Source organism: Arthrobacter sp. ov407 (assembly GCF_900102895.1).
GTDB lineage: Bacteria > Actinomycetota > Actinomycetes > Actinomycetales > Micrococcaceae > Arthrobacter.
In genome coordinates this window covers 12,923-30,424 of record NZ_FNGD01000013.1, presented here as the reverse complement: position 1 = coordinate 30,424, position 17,502 = coordinate 12,923, and the positions used below count along the sequence as shown (strand labels likewise).

The window sequence follows — 17,502 nt, the reverse complement described above, 5'->3', positions numbered from 1 at the left end:
CCCGCCGGGGCCCCCGACCGGCGTGCCCGGTAACGGTGGCCGGATTGGATACTCTTGTCTGGTGATCGACGTAAAAGACCTCAGCGAATATCCGGACAAGTTCCGTGCCAGCCAGCGCGCCCGCGGCGCCGACGAATCCGTGGTGGACGCGATCATCGCTGCGGACTCCGCCAGGCGCGCGGCGCTGATCCGGTTCGAGAACCTCCGGGCGGAACAGAACGCCTACGGCAAGAAGGTCGCTCAGGCCAAGGGCGAGGAAAAGCAGGCCCTCCTCGCCGAGCTGAAGGTTCTGGCCGCCTCCGTCAAGAGCGCATCGGCCGAGGCAGATGTCGCCCAGACGGCCCAGGAGGAACTGCTCCGCGCCATCCCCAACCTGATCGAGGACGGCGTCCCGGCCGGCGGCGAGGACGACTACATTGTGGTCAAGACGGTGGGCACACCGCGCGAATTCCCCGACTTCGAGCCGAAGGACCACCTGGAGATCGGTGAGCTGATCGGGGCCATCGACATGGAACGAGGGGCGAAAGTTTCCGGTTCCCGCTTCTACTTCCTGCGCGGCGTCGGCGCCCGGCTGGAAATGGCGCTGCTCCAAATGGCCATGGAACAGGCGATCGAGGCCGGATTCGTCCCCATGATCACGCCCACGCTGGTACGCCCGGAAACCATGCAGGGCACCGGCTTCGACGTCAAGCACGACGCCGAGATCTACCGTCTCGCCGAAGACGACCTGTACCTGGTGGGCACCTCGGAGGTGGCCCTCGCCGGCTACCACGCCGATGAGATCCTGGACCTTTCGGCCGGTCCCATCCGCTACGCGGGCCAGAGCTCGTGCTACCGCCGCGAGGCAGGCTCGCACGGCAAGGACACCCGCGGCATCATCCGGGTCCACCAGTTCAACAAGGTGGAGATGTTCATCTACACCACGGTTGAGGAGGCAGCTGCCGAGCACGCCCGCCTCCTGGCGTGGGAAGAGGAAATGCTGGCCAAGTGCGAGCTCCCGTACCGCGTCATTGACACCGCCGCCGGGGATCTGGGCAATTCGGCGGCCCGGAAGTTCGATTGTGAGGCATGGGTCCCCACCCAGGGCGCCTACCGCGAGCTGACCTCGACGTCGAACTGCACCACGTTCCAGGCTCGCCGCCTGAACATCCGGGAACGGGTTGTCAACGAGGACGGTGCGCCCAAGGGCACGCGGCCCGTGGCCACGCTCAACGGCACCCTGGCCACCACGCGCTGGATCGTCGCCATCCTGGAGCACCACCAGAACCCCGATGGCTCCGTCAACGTCCCCGCCGCCCTGCAGAAGTACCTCGGCGGCATGACGGTCTTCCCGGTCCTCTAACCCGGTCCCTAACCCCCAGCCAGGCCCCCGGCGGCCGCCGGGTAAACATTCACACCTGGGGACAAGCTGTGCGTGTTTACCGCAAGTTCACACCCTGCTGTGGCGTGTGTCCTAGCGGCCGTCGGGGGTGTCTGCTCTACTTGTGAGATGACAACCATGACTGAATCCTCAGTCGCCGGCAACGATGACCGGCGCACCACACACCAGAACACAGCAAGCGCCCGGAACGGCGCCGGCGAAAAGATGCTGATCGCCCTGGACGTCGACGGCACCCTCGTGGACCACGACGGGCACATGTCGGTTCCTGTCCGCGAGGCCGCGCAGGCCGTGGTGGCCGCCGGCCACCACGTCATGATCGCCACCGGCCGCTCCCTCAACGCCACGTTGCCCGTCATCGAACACATCGGGATCGACAACGGCTACGCCGTGTGCTCCAACGGCGGTGTGATCCTGCGCGTCGACTCCGGGCTGCCGGACGGCTACGAAATCCTCCACAAGGCAACGTTTGACCCCGGGCCGGTGCTTCGCGCCCTGCGCAAGCGGCTGCCCTCGGCCAAGTACGCGCTCGAGGACGAGGAGGGCAACTTCCTGTCCACCGAACGCTTCCAGGACGCCAGCTTCGGCGTCGAAGCGGTCGGCGTCGACTTCCAGACCATGCTTGAGGCGACCGCCGTGCGCGTGGTGGTCTTCAGCTCGGAGAACACGCCCGAAGAGTTCAACACCGCGATCCGCCACATCGGTCTCGCTGGTGTGACGTATTCGGTCGGCTGGACGGCGTGGCTGGACATTGCCGCCGCCGGTGTCACGAAGGCCAGCGCGCTGGAACAGCTCCGGGACCGGCTGGGCATTGAAGCCCACCGCACTGTCGCCGTCGGGGACGGCCGCAACGACATCGAGATGCTGACCTGGGCGCGCCGCGGCGTGGCCATGGGCCAGGCGCCCGTTGAAGTGATTGCCGCCGCAGATGAAGTGACGAAATCGGTCTACGACGACGGCGCCGCGCACGTGCTTCGCAGCCTCCTCTAAGCGCCGCAGCCGACGGGCCGTTCCCGCGAGGGGCCGGCGCGCTAGCGGACGTCCAGGATGAGGCCCAGGAGCCGTGCCGCAGCGGGCCGGGCCGCGTGCTCTTCGTTCCACTGGGACCGGGCCACGGCTTTGCTCACCGCCTGCGTGGTGATCCCGAGTTCCTCGGCGACTGCCTTCTGCTGACCCCGCACGCCCGGAGTGAGCAGGTCCAGCACCCGCCATTCCGCGTGGCTCCGGTCGTGCACAATCTGGCCCAGGAGGCGCAGGACGGCCTCGGCCTCGGCCGCAATATCGGCCAGCGGGCCCTCCACGGCCACCCGAACGCGGTCCTTGTGATTCCGGAGACGGTCCACGGCGCGCCTAGCATAGATCAGCCCGTGCCCGGAGGCGTCCTTGATCTGGTTAGGGAGGGGCTCATTGACCGGCCCCACACCAATGCCGACGTACCAGCTGCCGCTGCGCAGGGCGATCATGGCCGCTTCCACCGCCTGATGCGGGCAGTCCAGGATCCCTTGGACCTCGTCCTCCACGGAACGGTCGAAATCGAGGCGCGCCGGAATGTGCCGTAGGTCCTTGAGGAGCTGCGGCACGCGGTCGCCGTCGCGCCGGCTGTCGGTTTGATTGATGGTCAGCGTGAACATTCTGGATGACACACTACCTGCTGGCACTTCGGGGGCAAGTTGCCGGCGGCGCCGGTGGACCGGGGTTGTGTCCGGTCCACCGGACGTGTTGCGATGGACAAAATGTGCCGAGGCAGGACCAAGGATGCGAGGACCCCCGTGAGCAGTGATAAGAAGTGAGCAGTGATGTGAAGTGAGCCGTGACGTGACGAGCAGTGACCTGAATGCAGCCACCCGCACTCAGATGCCGGCCGACGGCCCGATCCTGGCCGACCCGATCCTGAACAGGACAGACATGGATCTGGTGGATCGCTGGTGGCGCGCGGCGAACTATGTCTCAGTGGGGCAAATCTACCTCCGGTCCAATCCGCTGTTGCGCGAACCCCTCAGCGCGGAACACACCAAGTCCCGGCTCCTTGGCCACTGGGGGACCACACCAGGACTGAATTTTGTCTATGCCCACCTGAACCGGGCCATCCGCCGGGACAACCAGCAGATGCTGTTCGTCGCGGGCCCCGGCCATGGCGGCCCCGCATTGGTGGCCAACGCCTGGCTGGAAGGCACTTATTCGGAGATTTACGGCCACATCGGCGACGACGAAGCCGGCCTGGCCGAGCTGTTCCGGCAGTTCTCCTACCCGGGAGGCATTCCAAGCCACGCCGCCCCGGAGACCCCCGGCTCGATCAGCGAAGGCGGCGAGCTCGGCTACTCACTCGCCCACGCCTACGGGTCCGTCTTCGACAACCCGGAGCTGATCACCGCCGTCGTCATCGGTGACGGCGAGGCCGAGACCGGGCCGCTGGCCGCCAGCTGGCATTCGCACAACTTCCTGGACCCGGCGGCCGACGGCGCGGTGCTGCCCATCCTGCATCTGAATGGCTACAAGATCGCCAACCCCACGATTTTGGCCCGCATGCCCGAGGCCCAGCTGGAACAGCTGCTGCGCGGCTACGGGCACGTCCCCCATTTCGTCACGGTGGCCGACCCGGCGAACACAGCCGCGGCTCACCGGGATTTCGCGGCCGCACTGGACACCTGCCTGGCCCAGATCCGGACCATCCAACAGCGCCACCGCAGCGGCGGGACCGAGCAGGACGGCGCTCCGCAATGGCCGATGATTGTGCTGCGTTCGCCCAAGGGTTGGACTGGGCCCAAGACGGTAGACGGGAAGCAGGTGGAGGGGACCTGGCGCAGCCACCAGGTCCCGCTGGACGCGGTCCGCACCAACCCTGAGCACCTGGATCAGCTGCAGCAGTGGCTCGAGTCCTACCGGCCGGAGGAACTCTTCGACGGCCGCGGACGCCTGCTGCCGGAGACGGCCGGGAACGCACCGGCCGGGCAGCTGCGAATGAGCGCCACACCGCACGCCAACGGCGGGCTCCTGCTGCGCCCGCTCACCCTGCCGGACTACCGCCGGCACGCCGTCGACGTCGCCGAACCCGGCGTCGAACGGATCAGTCCCATGACGACGCTCGGACCCTGGCTGCGGGACGTCATTGCTCTGAACCCGGACACCTTCCGGCTCTTCGGCCCCGACGAGACCGCATCGAACCGGCTGCAGGACGTCTACGAGGCCACCGACAAGGTCTGGCAGTACAGGATTGATGCGCTGGATGAGCATATTGCCCGCGCCGGGCGGGTGATGGAGGTCCTCAGCGAACACCTCTGCCAGGGCTGGCTGGAGGGGTACCTGCTGACCGGCCGGCACGGGGTGTTCAACTGCTATGAGGCGTTCATCCACATTGTCGATTCGATGTTCAACCAGCACGCCAAATGGCTCAAGGTCCACCGGCAGCTGCCGTGGCGCCAGCCGGTGGCCTCACTGAACTACCTGTTGTCCTCCCACGTGTGGCAGCAGGACCATAACGGTTTTTCGCACCAGGACCCCGGCTTCATCGATCACGCCGTCAACAAGAAGGCCGAGATCATCCGGGTCTACCTGCCCCCGGACGCCAACACGCTGCTGGCGGTGATGGAGCACTGCCTGGACTCCCGCGACTACATCAACATCGTGGTCAGCGGAAAGCAGCCCTCGCCAACCTGGCTCGGGCCGGCCGCGGCCTCGCACCATTGCCGCCGCGGCCTGGGTATCTGGGAGTTCGCCGGCTCCGAAGTCAGCGGTGAGGAGCCCGACGTCGTCCTGGCCTGTGCCGGTGATGTCCCCACGGTCGAAACCGTTGCCGCGGCCGAGCTCCTGAAGCAGGGGGCGCCCGGGCTGAAAGTGCGGGTGGTCAACGTGGTGGACCTCATGCGGCTCCAGGACGCCAGCGAGCACCCGCACGGTCTGACGTCCCGGGACTTCGACGGCATTTTCACGGCAGACAAACCGGTAATCTTCGCCTACCACGGCTATCCCGCGCTGATCCATCGGCTCACTTACCGGCGCACCAACCGGGAGGGCCTGCATGTGCGCGGCTACAAGGAGGAAGGCACCACCACCACCCCGTTCGACATGGCCATGCTGAACGGGATCGACCGGTTCCAGCTGGCAATTGATGCGATCGACAGGGTCCCCGGGCTGTCCGAGAGGCACTCGCTGCTGCGCCAGTCCCTACAGGACAGCCGCATGCGCGCCCGGGACCACGCCCGTGAGCACGGCGAAGACCCGACGGAGATCAGTGACTGGTCGCTGCGAATTCAGTAGCCCCTCCGTCGGGGGCTAGCCCGAGAGCTCTTCCAGGCCGCCGCTGGGGAGATGGATCCAGCCCTCGGTCAGGGCGGCCCCGGAATGTCCGTCATCGGGGCGCAGCGTCCTGCCGAGGGCGGCTGCCCGCGCGGTCAGGGAGGCGATGAGGGCGTCGAACAGGTCATCGGAGGCGGCCAGGCGGTCATCATGTCCGGCCAGGTCCAGCCACGGTGCGGCCGTCGACAGCGCGTCCAGGGCCACTGCCAGCCGCTCCGTTTCCGTTGCGCCCCGCCCCTTGTAGCCGCGGGTCGGCAGGCCCCGCAGTTTCAGCGAAGCCGCCGGGTACACCTCGGTAAGCCGGCCGCTGCCGTCCCTGGCCTGCGGCCCGTACTCCCGGGCGATCTTTGCCTGGATGACGGCACAACGCATCGCCGGGTGGGCCAGCCGGTCCGCGGAGACGCTGAGCGGGATCAGGCCGGTTTGGCCGGTGACGAATCTGTCCGTGTCCCGGTAGGCCAGCAGCCGGCGGCCTTCGATCCCGTCATGGTCCAGCACCGGATGGGCGTCGAAGTTCAGGTGCCCGGCGATAAAGGGAAGAAAGGCGTCTGGCCAGCCCAAGGGGCAGTCGATCCCCGTCATGTCGCTCGCGCCGAAGAGGCGGAGGATCTCCTCGTCGCCTACGTTCAGGGACAAGTGCGCCAGGCGTGCCGCGCCATCGGCCCATTCGATGACGGCCACCGCTGTCTTCTTCGCGGCCGCAGCGAGGTCGACGCCGAGGGTCCTCATCGTCGGGCTCCCGCCAATCGACTAAACGCCAATCGAAAAAACGCGGGGCCACTAGTCGCCCGTTCCGGAGGCCCGGATGGGCGGTAAGTGACCCCGCGTTGGAGTGCAGGAACGGTCAGTGGCCGGCTGCCGGAACGTAGCGCTTGATGGAAGCCGCCAGTTCGGCTTCGGCGGCGGCGCGGTCGCCCCAACCCTCGGCCTTGACCCACTTGCCCGGCTCCAGGTCCTTGTAGCGGGTAAAGAAGTGCTCGATTTCCTTGATCAGGAACTCGCTGACGTCGCTGATCTCTTTGATGTGGTCGAACCGGGCATCGGTCGGGACGCACAGGACCTTGGCGTCTCCGCCGCCGTCGTCGGTCATGTTGAAAACGCCGATCGGGCGGGACTCGACGATCACGCCGGGGTAGAGGTCGAAGTCCTGCAGGAGCACCAGCGCGTCCAGCGGATCTCCGTCCTCACCCAGGGTGTTCTCGAAGAAACCGTAGTGGGTGGGGTACTGCATCGACGTGAACAGGACGCGGTCCAGGCGGACGCGGCCGGTCTCGTGGTCGACTTCGTACTTGACGCGCGATCCCTTGGGGATCTCGATGGTCACGTCATGCTTCATGGAGTGCTCCTTGACGAATTCAGGGGGGTGCGCGGCACGTACAAAAGGGCTGTCGGTGCCGCCGACTACTATTGAGGATATAGCGAGAAGCGCTGGTTTCAGGAACTAGTGAGGACATTTCAGGACTAAGGACCAGCAGCAACATGAAACCGAGAACCAGCCGCGGGGGCACCGAAGAGGCGCCGGGCAGGCTTCGCGGGATCGCCGCACTGCTGCTCCAGACCCTCCTGGTGTTGGCGGTGGCACTGCCTGCCTGCATCGCCGTCGCCCCGGCGTTCCTCGGCCCGGACCGGCCCTCTGACGCTTCGCTGGCAGCCCCGCCCTGGCAGCAGATCCCCGCTACGCTGAGCGTGCCCGGCAGCGCTGCCGGTGGAATCGGGCCCCTCAGCGATGCCGCCCCAGTCCCAGCCGGCGCCGCCCTCGCGGCGAGGCTCAATGGCACCCTTAAGCCCGACGGCGCCGGCACCTTCACCGGGATTGTCCAGGACGCCGCCACGGGGCGGGTGCTCTTTGAACGGGAGGCCGACGAGGCCCGCGTTCCGGCGTCGAACATGAAACTCCTCACAGCCGGCGCGGCCCTGCGCGTCCTGGGCCCGGACCACCGCTTCAGCACCCGGGTGGTGGCCGGGCCAACCCCCGGCTCGGTGGTCCTCACCGGCGGGGGCGACGTCCTCCTGGGCGCCGGAGAATCCGCCCCCGGGGCCGTGCTGGGCCGCGCCGGGCTCGCCACGCTCGCCGAGGCCACGGTCCACGCCCTCAAGGCCGGCGGCGTGACCGGCGCCGTGAGCGTCCGGCTGGATGACTCCCTCTTCAGCGGCCCGTCGCTCAGCAAGGCGTGGAGTCCGGAGGACGTCGCCGCCGGCGAGATGGCCCCGCTGTACCCGCTGGCGCTGAACTCCGCCAGGTTCGATCCCGCCAAGACCACCGGACCCCGCCCGCAGGACGCCGCCATGACCGCGGCCGAGGCGTTCGCCGCCCGGCTCACGGCGGCCGCGGCGGCCGCGGGGCTGTCCGTGGCCCCCGGGGTCGTCCGGATCGAGCCCGGCAGCGCACCGGACCGTGCACCGGACCGTGCACCGGACCGCGCACACGCCAAGGTCCTGGCCGAGGTCCAGTCCGCCACGGTGGGGCAGCAGGTGGACTTCATGCTGCAGACCTCGGACAACTACCTCGCCGAGATTATGGGACGGATGACCGCCCTCGGCGCCGGCCGGCCCGGCAGCAGCGACGCCGCCATCGCCGCCGTGCTGGCGCAGGTCCGGGACATGGGCGTTCCCACCGACGCCCTCCGGGCCGCGGACGTCTCGGGCCTGGCCCTGGCCAACCGGGTCTCGGCCCGGCAACTCACGGACGTGGTCCGGGCCATGACCTCGGGGACTGACACCCGGCTGCGCGCCGCCCTCGCCGGGTTCCCGGTCGCCGGGCTTACCGGCACCCTGGGAAACCGGTACACGGACGCGGCTTCGGCCGCGGGCGCCGGGCTGGTCCGCGCCAAGACGGGCACGCTGAACACGGTCATGGCGCTCAGCGGTTACGTCGTCGACGCCGACGGCCGGCTCCTGGCCTTTTCCTTCGTCGGCAACGGACTGACCCCCGGCGCCGCGAACAAGACCGCACTGGACCGCTCCGCCTCCGTCCTCGCCGGCTGCGGCTGTCGCTGACGGTCGGCGGGCCGCCCGGGAACCCGGCGCCCGCCTGCGACGTGGGCCCGGCTGGTTCGCCGGTCAGCGAAAATTAAGGCGCATTGTCGGGCCCCTGTGATCTGATGGATCCCATGGAGCCCTCTGCACGCCAGACATCAAGCAATCCATCACCAAAGACGCCGAGTCGGACAACGAGTGAGACAACGGTCCAGGCCCAAAGTCTCATCAACTGGGAACTCGCCGCGTCCACGGCAGCCCGTCTGACGCCCGCCGGCCCTGTCCTGGGCGCCGCCGAGATCGGCGCCGCCGTCGAAAACCTGCGGCTCATGGCGGACATTTCCGTGCCGCACGTCCACGACATCACCGGCCTTGACGCAGCCCGGGACCTGCGCGACTCCGAGGTCCTCGTGGTGGACAGGGCCTCGTGGGCCAGAGCCAACACGCAGAGCTTCGCCGTCATGCTCAAGCCCGCCATGGAAAAGCTGGAGGGCCGCGGATCCCTCAGCCCCGGAGCTGCCGGCGTCAGCGCCGCCATCACCGGCAGCCAGCTCGGCGCCATCCTGGCCTTCCTTTCCAGCAAAGTCCTCGGCCAGTACGATCCCTTCTCCGCGTTGGCCGAGAACTCCACGGCCCCCGCATCCGGGCGCCTGCTGCTCGTAGCGCCGAACATCATCTCCGTGGAACGCGAACTGAACGTCGAACCCGCCGACTTCCGGCTCTGGGTTTGCCTCCACGAACAGACCCACCGGGTGCAGTTCGCCGCCGCCCCGTGGCTGCGGCACCACATGCTGCAAGAGATCGAAAATCTCAGCGGGCTGTTGCTCGGCAACGTCGATTCCCTGATGGAACGGGCGTCCGCGGCCGCGAAGTCGTTGAAGGACCGCGCGGCACCAGGTGCGGCGCCCGGACGCGGCGCCATCCTGGACCTGCTCCAGGACCCGGCGGAAAAGGCGGCCCTGTCCCGTCTCACGGCCCTCATGAGCCTGCTCGAGGGCCACGCCAATGTGGTCATGGACGCCGTGGACGCCAGCATTGTCCCCTCGGTAAAGACCATCCGGCAGCGTTTCAACGACCGCGGCCAGGAGCGCGGCATGATCGAGAAATTCATCCGCAACCTGCTGGGCCTCGACGCCAAGATGCGCCAGTACAGTGACGGTGCCAAGTTCGTCCGTGAAGTGGTGGCCGCCGCCGGCATGGCGGGCTTCAACAAGGTCTGGGAGTCCGCTGAGAATCTCCCCAGCGAACCCGAGATCCACGACTCCAAGCTCTGGCTCGACCGGATGGGCCTCTAGCTGCCATGACTGCCAGCAACGCCGGTTCGACCTCGGTTTCCAGCGGACGACGCCGGCCGGGCCGCCTCGCGCCGGTGCTCGGCACGGCGCGAAAAATGCTGCAGGACGCCCTTGCCGGGGCCGGCTACCCGGACCGCGTCCTGGTCGCCTGCAGCGGCGGGCCGGACTCGCTGGCTCTCGCCGCCGTCGCCGCCTACTTCGCCCGCCGCGGTCATGTGGACGGCCACCCTGTGTCCGTTGGCGCCGTCGTGGTGGACCACCAGCTGCAGCCGGGCTCGGCCGGGGTCGCCGCAACCACCGCCCGGACCCTCGCGGACCTCGGGCTCTCTCCCGTGAAGATCAGGACCGTCGACGTTGCCTCCACCGGCGTGGGCCCCGAGGCGGCTGCCCGGGACGCCCGGCATGCGGCCCTCGAGGCCGCCGCGGACGAGGCAGGTGCGGGCGCGATCCTGCTCGGCCACACCCTCGATGACCAGGCCGAGCAAGTGCTGCTTGGCCTGGCCCGGGGGTCCGGCACCCGGTCCCTCGCAGGGATGCGGCCCTCCCGGGGCCGGCTGCTGCGCCCGTTCCTGGGCCTGCGGCGTGCCGAAACCCTGGAGATCTGCCGGGTGGAGGCTCTGGTGCCCTGGCACGACCCGTCCAACACGGATCCGGCGTACGCGCGTTCCCGGACCCGGGTTGAAGTGCTGCCCCTGCTTGAGGACAAGCTCGGCCCCGGCGTGGCCGAATCCCTGGCCCGCACGGCCGCGATCCTGCAGCTGGACGCCGACTACCTGGAGGACGTGGCGAATGACACCTTCGACCGGCTGCGCCAGCAGGCCGGGGAGGAGATCAGCCTCCCCGAGGCTGAGCTGCGCGATCTTGCCCCGGCCGTGAGGTTCCGGGTGATCGCCAAGGCCGCCGCCGCCGTCGGAGGTCAGCAGCCCAGCTACCAGCGCCTGCTCGCGGCGGAAGCCCTGCTGCGCCGGCAGGGATCGGCCGGCCCGGTGGAGCTTCCCGGCGCGGTCAGCGTCTACCGGCTCTCGCTCGCGCAGCTCCTTGCTGCGGAGCCGTCCGCCGCCGCCGGTGTTCCCCGCGAAGCCGCCCGCTGTGGGAAGCTTGTATTCCGGCCTCAACAGCCGCCCCGAAATTAGTCGCACCCCGCATCTACACAGGAGCCATTGGTGGATTCAAACGACGTCCAGGCAGACCTCAAACACGTTCTCTACACCAAGGAACAGATCCAGGAACGGATCACCGAACTCGCGGCGCAGATCGACGCGGACTACGCGGGCCGCGACCTCCTGATTGTCGGCGTGCTCAAGGGCGCCGTCATGGTCATGGCGGACCTGGCCCGTGCACTGCACAGCCACGTCTCCATGGACTGGATGGCCGTCTCCTCGTACGGCTCCGGCACGCAGTCCTCAGGCGTGGTCCGCATCCTGAAGGACCTCGACACCGACCTCATGGGCAAGGACGTCCTGATTGTCGAGGACATCATCGATTCCGGCCTCACGCTGTCCTGGCTCAAGACGAACCTGGAATCCCGTGGCACCGCGTCGGTGGAAATCTGCACCGCCTTCCGCAAGCCGACGGCCGCCAAGGTCAAGATCGACGTCAAGTATGTCGGCTATGACATTCCCAACGAATTCGTCGTAGGCTACGGCCTGGACTACGCCGAGAAGTACCGCAACCTGGACTTCGTCGGCACCCTGGCCCCGCACGTCTACGAGTAAATCGCTCACGCAGAGGCACCCCCGCCCGGGACCCGGGCGCCGGGGAGGCCCGGCAGCGCTACGCCCACAGGGAACTTTTGCCCTCCGCCGTGCGTGAGTTAGAGCGACGGTGTATAGCTAGAACCTGACGCAGCACCTCACGCGCGCAGAACGGTCGCCGTGCAGCACTACCAGGAGGGACGGGGCCAGCCCCGAACAGATGAAAGCTAAGAGTTTCTTCAAGGGCCCCGGCATCTGGATTGTCGTCGTGGTGGCCATGCTGCTGCTGGCATTTGCCACCCTTGCGCCGGGCGGTGCGAGCCGGATCGACACCGACAAGGGCCTTGAACTGCTGAGCGCCGGCGGCAAGGTCGAACAGGCCAAGATTTTCGACGCCGAGAACCGTGTGGACCTGGTCCTGAAGGACAACCTGCAGGTCGACGGGCAGGACAAGGGCAAGAACGTCCAGTTCTACTTCGTCAACGCCCGCGCCCAGGACGTCGTCAAGGCGGTCACGGACTCCAAACCGTCCGGCGGTTTCACCGACCAGCCGATCGAAAACAATTGGTTCTCCGGGCTCTTCTCCCTGCTGGTGCCCGTGCTGTTGCTCGGCGTCCTGTTCTGGTTCCTGCTCTCCCGGATGCAGGGCGGCGGATCCAAGGTCATGCAGTTCGGCAAGTCCAAGGCCAAACTCGTCAACAAGGACATGCCCCAGGTGACCTTCAGCGATGTCGCCGGCGCCGATGAGGCCGTCGAGGAACTCGAGGAGATCAAGGAATTCCTGCAGGAGCCGGCCAAGTTCCAGGCCGTCGGCGCCAAGATCCCCAAGGGCGTGCTGCTCTACGGCCCTCCGGGCACCGGCAAGACCCTGCTGGCCCGCGCGGTTGCCGGCGAGGCCGGCGTTCCCTTCTTCTCCATCTCCGGTTCCGACTTCGTGGAAATGTTCGTCGGCGTGGGCGCCTCCCGCGTCCGCGACCTCTTCGAGCAGGCCAAGTCCAACGCCCCGGCGATCATCTTCGTCGATGAAATCGACGCCGTCGGCCGGCACCGCGGCGCCGGAATCGGCGGCGGCAACGACGAGCGCGAGCAGACCCTGAACCAGCTGCTGGTGGAAATGGACGGCTTCGACGTCAAGACCAACGTCATCCTGATTGCCGCCACCAACCGCCCCGACGTCCTGGACCCCGCACTGCTGCGTCCGGGCCGCTTCGACCGGCAGATCTCGGTCGAGGCCCCCGATTTGATCGGCCGCGACCAGATCCTGCAGGTGCACGCCAAGGGCAAGCCGATGGCTGCCGGCGTCGACCTCAAGGCTGTTGCCAAGAAGACCCCCGGCTACACGGGCGCGGACCTGGCCAACGTCCTGAACGAGGCCGCCCTGCTGACGGCCCGCTCCAACGCCAACCTGATCGATGACCGCGCCCTCGACGAGGCGATCGATCGCGTCATGGCCGGCCCGCAGAAGCGCAGCCGGGTCATGAAGGAACACGAACGCAAAGTCACCGCCTACCACGAGGGCGGCCACGCCCTCGTCGCGGCTGCCCTGCGGAACTCCGCCCCGGTCACCAAGATCACCATCCTGCCCCGCGGCCGTGCCCTCGGCTACACCATGGTGGTCCCGGAAAACGACAAATACTCCATCACCCGCAACGAGCTGCTCGATCAGATGGCCTACGCCATGGGCGGCCGCGTCGCCGAGGAACTCGTCTTCCACGATCCGTCCACGGGTGCATCCAATGACATCGAGAAGGCCACCGGGATCGCCCGGAAGATGGTCACCGAGTTTGGCATGAGCGAAAGGGTCGGATCGGTCCGCCTCGGCCAGGGCGGCGGGGAGCCGTTCCTCGGCCGCGACGCCGGCCACGAGCGCAACTACTCGGACCAGATCGCGTACATCGTCGACGAGGAGGTGCGCCGCCTGATCGACGGCGCGCATGACGAGGCCTACGCCATCCTGACCGAGAACCGGGACGTCCTGGACGAGCTGGCGCTGGAACTGCTCGAACGCGAGACGCTGAACCAGGCCGAAATCGCGCAAGTTTTCACCAACATCCGCAAGCGCGACTTCCGCGACGTCTGGCTCTCCAAGGAGACCCGCACGCTCCAGTCCGCCGGTCCGGTGGAGTCGCGCCGCGAAAAGGCGGAGCGAGAAGCGCACGAGGAAGCCACCCAGGCCCGGCTCGAAGAGCCCCTGGATGCCCAGCCCCCGCATGCCCAGGGCGTCGGCGGACAGGAGTCCTTCCAGGGCGGTGCAACGGATATCGGGACTGATGGTCATTCCGGCTAGGCTTCTTCTGTGACTTCTAACTTCGACGACGACGTTCCCGCCACCGCTGCTGCATCGGCGGGGGACGGGGAAGGCCCGCATTCACGGGCCAAGGTGGACCGCCCCAGGATCGAAGCCGCCGTGCGGGAAATCCTGCTGGCTATCGGCGAGGACCCGGATCGCGGCGGTCTCCTGGACACCCCGAAGCGGGTGGCCAAGGCGTATACGGAAATGTTCGCCGGCCTGCACCACGATCCCGCCGAGATCCTGGCCACCACCTTCGACCTCGACCACGAGGAACTCGTGCTGGTCAAGGACATCCCGTTCTATTCCACCTGCGAACACCACCTGGTGCCGTTCCACGGGGTGGCGCATGTGGGCTACATCCCTTCCCACGACGGCAAAGTCACGGGCCTGAGCAAGCTGGCCCGGCTCGTGGACATGTTCGCGAAGCGCCCCCAGGTACAGGAACGCCTGACCACCCAGATCGTCGAGGCGCTCGTCACGCACCTCAAACCGCGCGGCGCGATCGTCGTCGTCGAATGTGAACACCTGTGCATGTCCATGCGGGGAATCCGCAAGCCCGGCGCCAGGACCGTCACCAGCGCAGTGCGCGGGCAACTGCATGACCCGGCCACCCGTGCCGAAGCCATGAGCCTCATACTCGGAAGGTAAGAACACAGACTATGGACTCCCTAGCGGCAGCCCCGGGGACCGGCCCCGCCACCTCGCCCCTGCCCATCCTGCGCAAACCGCGCCCGGCGGCGAAGTTCCAGGACCTGCCCACGGACCGGACACTCGTGATGGGAATCCTCAACGTCACCCCGGACTCCTTCAGCGACGGCGGAGCGCACCCGACCCCGGACACGGCGATCGCGGCGGGGCTGCGGATGTTCTACGCCGGGGCGGACATCATCGACGTCGGCGGCGAATCCACCCGCCCGGGTGCCACGGCAGTCGGCGTTGAGGAGGAACAGCGCCGGGTTTTGCCGGTCATCGTGGCCCTGGTCAAGGCCGGCGCCCTGGTCAGCATCGACACCACCCACGCCGTGACGGCTGCTGCGGCCCTGAAAGCCGGCGCCGCGATCATCAACGACGTTTCGGGCCTGACTATGGAGCCGGAAATGGCGGAACTTGCCGCCCGCACCAAGGTCCCCTACATCCTGACGCACCGCCGCGGCGACGCCAGCACCATGAACTCCCTGACGGACTACAGTGACGTCGCCGGCGAAGTGGTGACCGAACTCGCCGGTGTCCGCAACAAGCTCTATGCCGCCGGCGTCACGCCCGAGCAGATCATTGTGGACCCGGGACTGGGCTTCGCCAAGAACGAGGTCCAGAACTGGGAGCTCCTGCAGCACCTGGACGTCCTGCAGGCCATGGGCCACAAGGTCCTCGTCGCCGGCTCCCGCAAGCGCTTCCTCGGCAGCCTCCTGACCGTGGCCGGCAAGGCCGCCCAGCCGGTGGAACGCGACGCCGCCACCGCCGCCGTGACCGCCATCAGCGCCTTCCGCGGCGCCTGGGCTGTGCGCGTGCACGACGTCGGCGCGAGCCTCGACGCCGTCAAGGTCGCCGCCCGCATGGTACCCCCGACGCGCCCGGCAACGGCTGCTTCCGCCGACGCCGGCACCAACTGAACCGGCCGGCGCCATGGACAAGATCACGCTGAGCGGCGTCACCGCCGTCGGCCATCACGGTGTGTTCGATTTCGAGCGCCGCGACGGCCAGCCGTTCGCTGTTGACGCGGTGCTGCACCTGGACTTCAGCAAGGCCGCGGCTTCCGACGACGTCCTGGATACCGCGCATTACGGGGAAGTGGCCAACTGCATCCGGGACTGGATCACCGGTGCTCCGCTGAACCTGATCGAGGCCCTCGCCGTGCGGATTGCCGAGGACCTGCTGCAGAAATTCCCCGTGGCCGCCGTGGACATCACCGTGCACAAGCCCAAGGCCCCAATCGAAGTCGACTTCGGCGACGTCTCCGTCAGCGTGCACCGGAGGCGACCGTGAGCCCGCTCTACACCCGCGCCGTGATCGCGCTCGGCAGCAACCTGGGGGAGCGCAGCGACACCCTGTCCGCCGCCGTCGCAGACCTCGTCGACCCGCCGGAGGTGCGCCTGCTGGCCATCTCGCCGATCGTGCAGACGAAGGCCGTGGGTGGCCCGCCAGGCCAGCCTGACTTCCTGAACATGGTGATTGCCGTCGAAACGTCCCTGCCGCCGCGCGCACTGCTGGAGCACTGCCACGCCGTGGAGCAGAAGCATTTGCGCGTGCGCGAGGTCCGATGGGGGCCGCGGACCCTGGACGTGGACATCATCACCTACGGGGACGTCGTGAGCGCCGACCCCGAGCTCACCCTGCCCCACCCCCGGGCCGCGGAACGGGCGTTCGTGCTCTATCCGTGGTCGCTGATCGATCCCGCGGCGGAGCTCAACGGCGAACGCGTGGGCGACCTCGCCGCGAAAGCCGCCGACTTCGCCGACCTCACAACGTTTGACGGCTTCCAGAACCACGACCACGCGGATCTCACAGCCACAGAGCACACCGGCGTCCCCGGAGCGGCGGAGCGGCCGTGAAGCTGACCAGTCCCCTGCTCCTGTTGGCCATTTGCGTGGTCCTGGCCGTGGCCGGCTGGGTCGCCACCATGCTCTCCGGCCGCTACGGCCTGGCCACCCCGGTGCTGCCGCTGACGGGGCTGCTGACCATGGGCGTGATCGTGGCACTCACCCTGGTGCTGGGCATCCGCGTGCTCCGGTGGCGCAACGGCAAGAAGAAGAAAGTCCTGAACCCCATCCTGGCGGCGTGGACCCTGGTCCTCGCCCAGGCCTGCGCCTACACGGGCACGGTCCTGCTGGGCTGGCACGTGGGAATCGTGCTGGAGCAACTGCGGCTGTGGAACCTGCGCAGCAACCAGGACATCACCTGGCAGGCCCTGGCCATGGCCGGCGGCGGGCTGATCATGGTGATCGTGGGGCTCGTCGTCGAACGCTTCTGCCGGATTCCGCCCGAGGACGGCGACGCCGATTCCCGGCCCGGCGTGCAGGAAAAACGCACCAAGCCCTCGTCGGAAGGCGAATATGCGTACCGAAGCGATTGATCCCCCGGGCATCGACTGGCTCCGGGTGTCACCGAAGTACGTCAAGGTGCGCCTCGCGGGGTGGGCGCTGGGAAACCTGATCGTGGTGTCCCTGCTCTCAATTCCCCTGGTCCTGGTGCTGACCGGCGTGTGGACCTGGCCGCCGGTCTGGCTGGGCGTCGCCATTCCCGCCGCCGCGCTGCTGCTGGCGTTGTGGCGGCTCGTGCTGATTCCCCGTCAGGTGCGCTCGATCGGCTACGCCGAGCGCGAGGATGACCTCCTGATCCGGCGGGGCATTTTCTTCCAGCGCACCCTCGTGGTCCCTTACGGGCGGATGCAGTACGTGGACATCTCGGTGGGCCCGGTGGAGCGTTCGCTGGGCCTGTGCACCCTGAAGCTTCACACCGCGTCCGCCGCGACCAACGCCGAGATTCCCGGCCTGCCCGCCAGCGAAGGGGCCCGGCTCCGCGAACAGCTGTCCGCCCGCGGCGAAGCCCGGCTGGCCGGGCTGTGACGGGAAGGCC

At 68.1% G+C, this 17,502-nt stretch carries 17 protein-coding genes; 14 read left to right on the top strand and 3 right to left on the bottom strand.

Annotation, left to right across the window (positions count from 1 at the left end):
- The first annotated feature begins 61 nt into the window (after window positions 1-61).
- Both serS and BLS42_RS16010 read left to right on the top strand, forming a co-directional pair.
- Window positions 62-1,342, top strand: a complete 1,281-nt coding sequence (serS, locus tag BLS42_RS16015) for a serine--tRNA ligase (protein ID WP_090582917.1) — start codon at window positions 62-64, stop codon at window positions 1,340-1,342.
- Between the two features lie 147 nt (window positions 1,343-1,489).
- Window positions 1,490-2,368: an HAD family hydrolase gene (locus BLS42_RS16010; RefSeq protein WP_090582915.1), complete on the top strand. Its 879-nt coding sequence runs from the start codon at window positions 1,490-1,492 to the stop codon at window positions 2,366-2,368.
- A 41-nt stretch (window positions 2,369-2,409) separates the two neighbouring features.
- On the opposite strand, the gene BLS42_RS16005 is transcribed toward BLS42_RS16010, so the two are convergent.
- A complete protein-coding gene (locus BLS42_RS16005; protein WP_090582913.1) occupies window positions 2,410-3,009 on the bottom strand; it encodes a MarR family transcriptional regulator in 600 nt (199 codons plus the stop codon).
- A 223-nt stretch (window positions 3,010-3,232) separates the two neighbouring features.
- Between BLS42_RS16005 and BLS42_RS16000 the strand changes: the two genes are divergently transcribed.
- On the top strand, window positions 3,233-5,632 hold the full coding sequence (locus BLS42_RS16000) for a phosphoketolase family protein (protein ID WP_090583110.1): 2,400 nt from the start codon (window positions 3,233-3,235) through the stop codon (window positions 5,630-5,632).
- Between the two features lie 15 nt (window positions 5,633-5,647).
- Here the strand turns inward: BLS42_RS16000 and BLS42_RS15995 are convergent, their stop codons facing one another.
- Window positions 5,648-6,400 carry a DUF429 domain-containing protein gene (locus BLS42_RS15995; protein WP_090582911.1) on the bottom strand — a complete coding sequence of 251 codons (753 nt, stop codon included), beginning with the start codon at window positions 6,398-6,400 and terminating at the stop codon, window positions 5,648-5,650.
- A 115-nt stretch (window positions 6,401-6,515) separates the two neighbouring features.
- On the bottom strand, window positions 6,516-7,007 hold the full coding sequence (locus tag BLS42_RS15990) for an inorganic diphosphatase (protein WP_018774943.1): 492 nt from the start codon (window positions 7,005-7,007) through the stop codon (window positions 6,516-6,518).
- Window positions 7,008-7,150: 143 nt separating this feature from the next.
- On the opposite strand from BLS42_RS15990, the gene dacB reads away from it, so the two are divergent.
- The 11 genes from dacB to BLS42_RS15935 all read left to right on the top strand — a co-directional run bounded on the left by dacB (window position 7,151) and on the right by BLS42_RS15935 (window position 17,492).
- Window positions 7,151-8,668 (top strand): D-alanyl-D-alanine carboxypeptidase/D-alanyl-D-alanine endopeptidase, encoded by a 1,518-nt coding sequence (gene dacB, locus BLS42_RS15985; protein ID WP_176803475.1) that lies wholly within the window; start codon window positions 7,151-7,153, stop codon window positions 8,666-8,668.
- 113 nt (window positions 8,669-8,781) lie between these two features.
- A complete protein-coding gene (locus tag BLS42_RS15980) occupies window positions 8,782-9,942 on the top strand; it encodes a zinc-dependent metalloprotease (RefSeq protein WP_371129592.1) in 1,161 nt (386 codons plus the stop codon).
- A 95-nt stretch (window positions 9,943-10,037) separates the two neighbouring features.
- Entirely contained in the window at window positions 10,038-11,075 is a 1,038-nt protein-coding gene (gene tilS / locus BLS42_RS15975) for a tRNA lysidine(34) synthetase TilS (protein WP_176803487.1), read from the top strand.
- A 30-nt stretch (window positions 11,076-11,105) separates the two neighbouring features.
- Window positions 11,106-11,657: a hypoxanthine phosphoribosyltransferase gene (gene hpt, locus BLS42_RS15970; RefSeq protein ID WP_090582909.1), complete on the top strand. Its 552-nt coding sequence runs from the start codon at window positions 11,106-11,108 to the stop codon at window positions 11,655-11,657.
- A gap of 199 nt (window positions 11,658-11,856) precedes the next feature.
- Window positions 11,857-13,923 (top strand): ATP-dependent zinc metalloprotease FtsH, encoded by a 2,067-nt coding sequence (gene ftsH, locus BLS42_RS15965; protein ID WP_090582907.1) that lies wholly within the window; start codon window positions 11,857-11,859, stop codon window positions 13,921-13,923.
- A 9-nt stretch (window positions 13,924-13,932) separates the two neighbouring features.
- Window positions 13,933-14,577, top strand: coding sequence for a GTP cyclohydrolase I FolE (gene folE, locus BLS42_RS15960; protein WP_090582905.1), 645 nt, complete (start codon window positions 13,933-13,935; stop codon window positions 14,575-14,577).
- 11 nt (window positions 14,578-14,588) lie between these two features.
- A complete protein-coding gene (gene folP / locus BLS42_RS15955; protein WP_090582903.1) occupies window positions 14,589-15,539 on the top strand; it encodes a dihydropteroate synthase in 951 nt (316 codons plus the stop codon).
- Window positions 15,540-15,552: 13 nt separating this feature from the next.
- Window positions 15,553-15,912: a dihydroneopterin aldolase gene (folB, locus tag BLS42_RS15950; protein ID WP_090582900.1), complete on the top strand. Its 360-nt coding sequence runs from the start codon at window positions 15,553-15,555 to the stop codon at window positions 15,910-15,912.
- Entirely contained in the window at window positions 15,909-16,478 is a 570-nt protein-coding gene (folK, locus tag BLS42_RS15945) for a 2-amino-4-hydroxy-6-hydroxymethyldihydropteridine diphosphokinase (protein WP_090582898.1), read from the top strand. Before folB ends, folK begins: the two co-directional genes overlap by 4 nt.
- A complete protein-coding gene (locus BLS42_RS15940) occupies window positions 16,475-16,999 on the top strand; it encodes a DUF3180 domain-containing protein (RefSeq protein ID WP_090582895.1) in 525 nt (174 codons plus the stop codon). The genes folK and BLS42_RS15940 overlap by 4 nt, the downstream gene beginning before the upstream one ends.
- On the top strand, window positions 16,980-17,492 hold the full coding sequence (locus BLS42_RS15935; RefSeq protein ID WP_090582893.1) for a PH domain-containing protein: 513 nt from the start codon (window positions 16,980-16,982) through the stop codon (window positions 17,490-17,492). Before BLS42_RS15940 ends, BLS42_RS15935 begins: the two co-directional genes overlap by 20 nt.
- The last annotated feature ends 10 nt before the right edge of the window (window positions 17,493-17,502 follow it).

What these genes read in the sequence shown, in the direction of transcription:
- BLS42_RS16010 (WP_090582915.1), top strand. Translation starts at nt 1,490, where the DNA reads ATGACAACCATGACTGAATCCTCAGTCGCCGGCAACGATGACCGGCGC.
- BLS42_RS16005 (WP_090582913.1), bottom strand. Translation starts at nt 3,009, where the DNA reads ATGTTCACGCTGACCATCAATCAAACCGACAGCCGGCGCGACGGCGAC.
- BLS42_RS16000 (WP_090583110.1), top strand. Translation starts at nt 3,233, where the DNA reads ATGCCGGCCGACGGCCCGATCCTGGCCGACCCGATCCTGAACAGGACA.
- BLS42_RS15995 (WP_090582911.1), bottom strand. Translation starts at nt 6,400, where the DNA reads ATGAGGACCCTCGGCGTCGACCTCGCTGCGGCCGCGAAGAAGACAGCG.
- BLS42_RS15990 (WP_018774943.1), bottom strand. Translation starts at nt 7,007, where the DNA reads ATGAAGCATGACGTGACCATCGAGATCCCCAAGGGATCGCGCGTCAAG.
- dacB (WP_176803475.1), top strand. Translation starts at nt 7,151, where the DNA reads ATGAAACCGAGAACCAGCCGCGGGGGCACCGAAGAGGCGCCGGGCAGG.
- BLS42_RS15980 (WP_371129592.1), top strand. Translation starts at nt 8,782, where the DNA reads ATGGAGCCCTCTGCACGCCAGACATCAAGCAATCCATCACCAAAGACG.
- tilS (WP_176803487.1), top strand. Translation starts at nt 10,038, where the DNA reads ATGCTGCAGGACGCCCTTGCCGGGGCCGGCTACCCGGACCGCGTCCTG.
- ftsH (WP_090582907.1), top strand. Translation starts at nt 11,857, where the DNA reads ATGAAAGCTAAGAGTTTCTTCAAGGGCCCCGGCATCTGGATTGTCGTC.
- folP (WP_090582903.1), top strand. Translation starts at nt 14,589, where the DNA reads ATGGACTCCCTAGCGGCAGCCCCGGGGACCGGCCCCGCCACCTCGCCC.
- folB (WP_090582900.1), top strand. Translation starts at nt 15,553, where the DNA reads ATGGACAAGATCACGCTGAGCGGCGTCACCGCCGTCGGCCATCACGGT.
- BLS42_RS15935 (WP_090582893.1), top strand. Translation starts at nt 16,980, where the DNA reads ATGCGTACCGAAGCGATTGATCCCCCGGGCATCGACTGGCTCCGGGTG.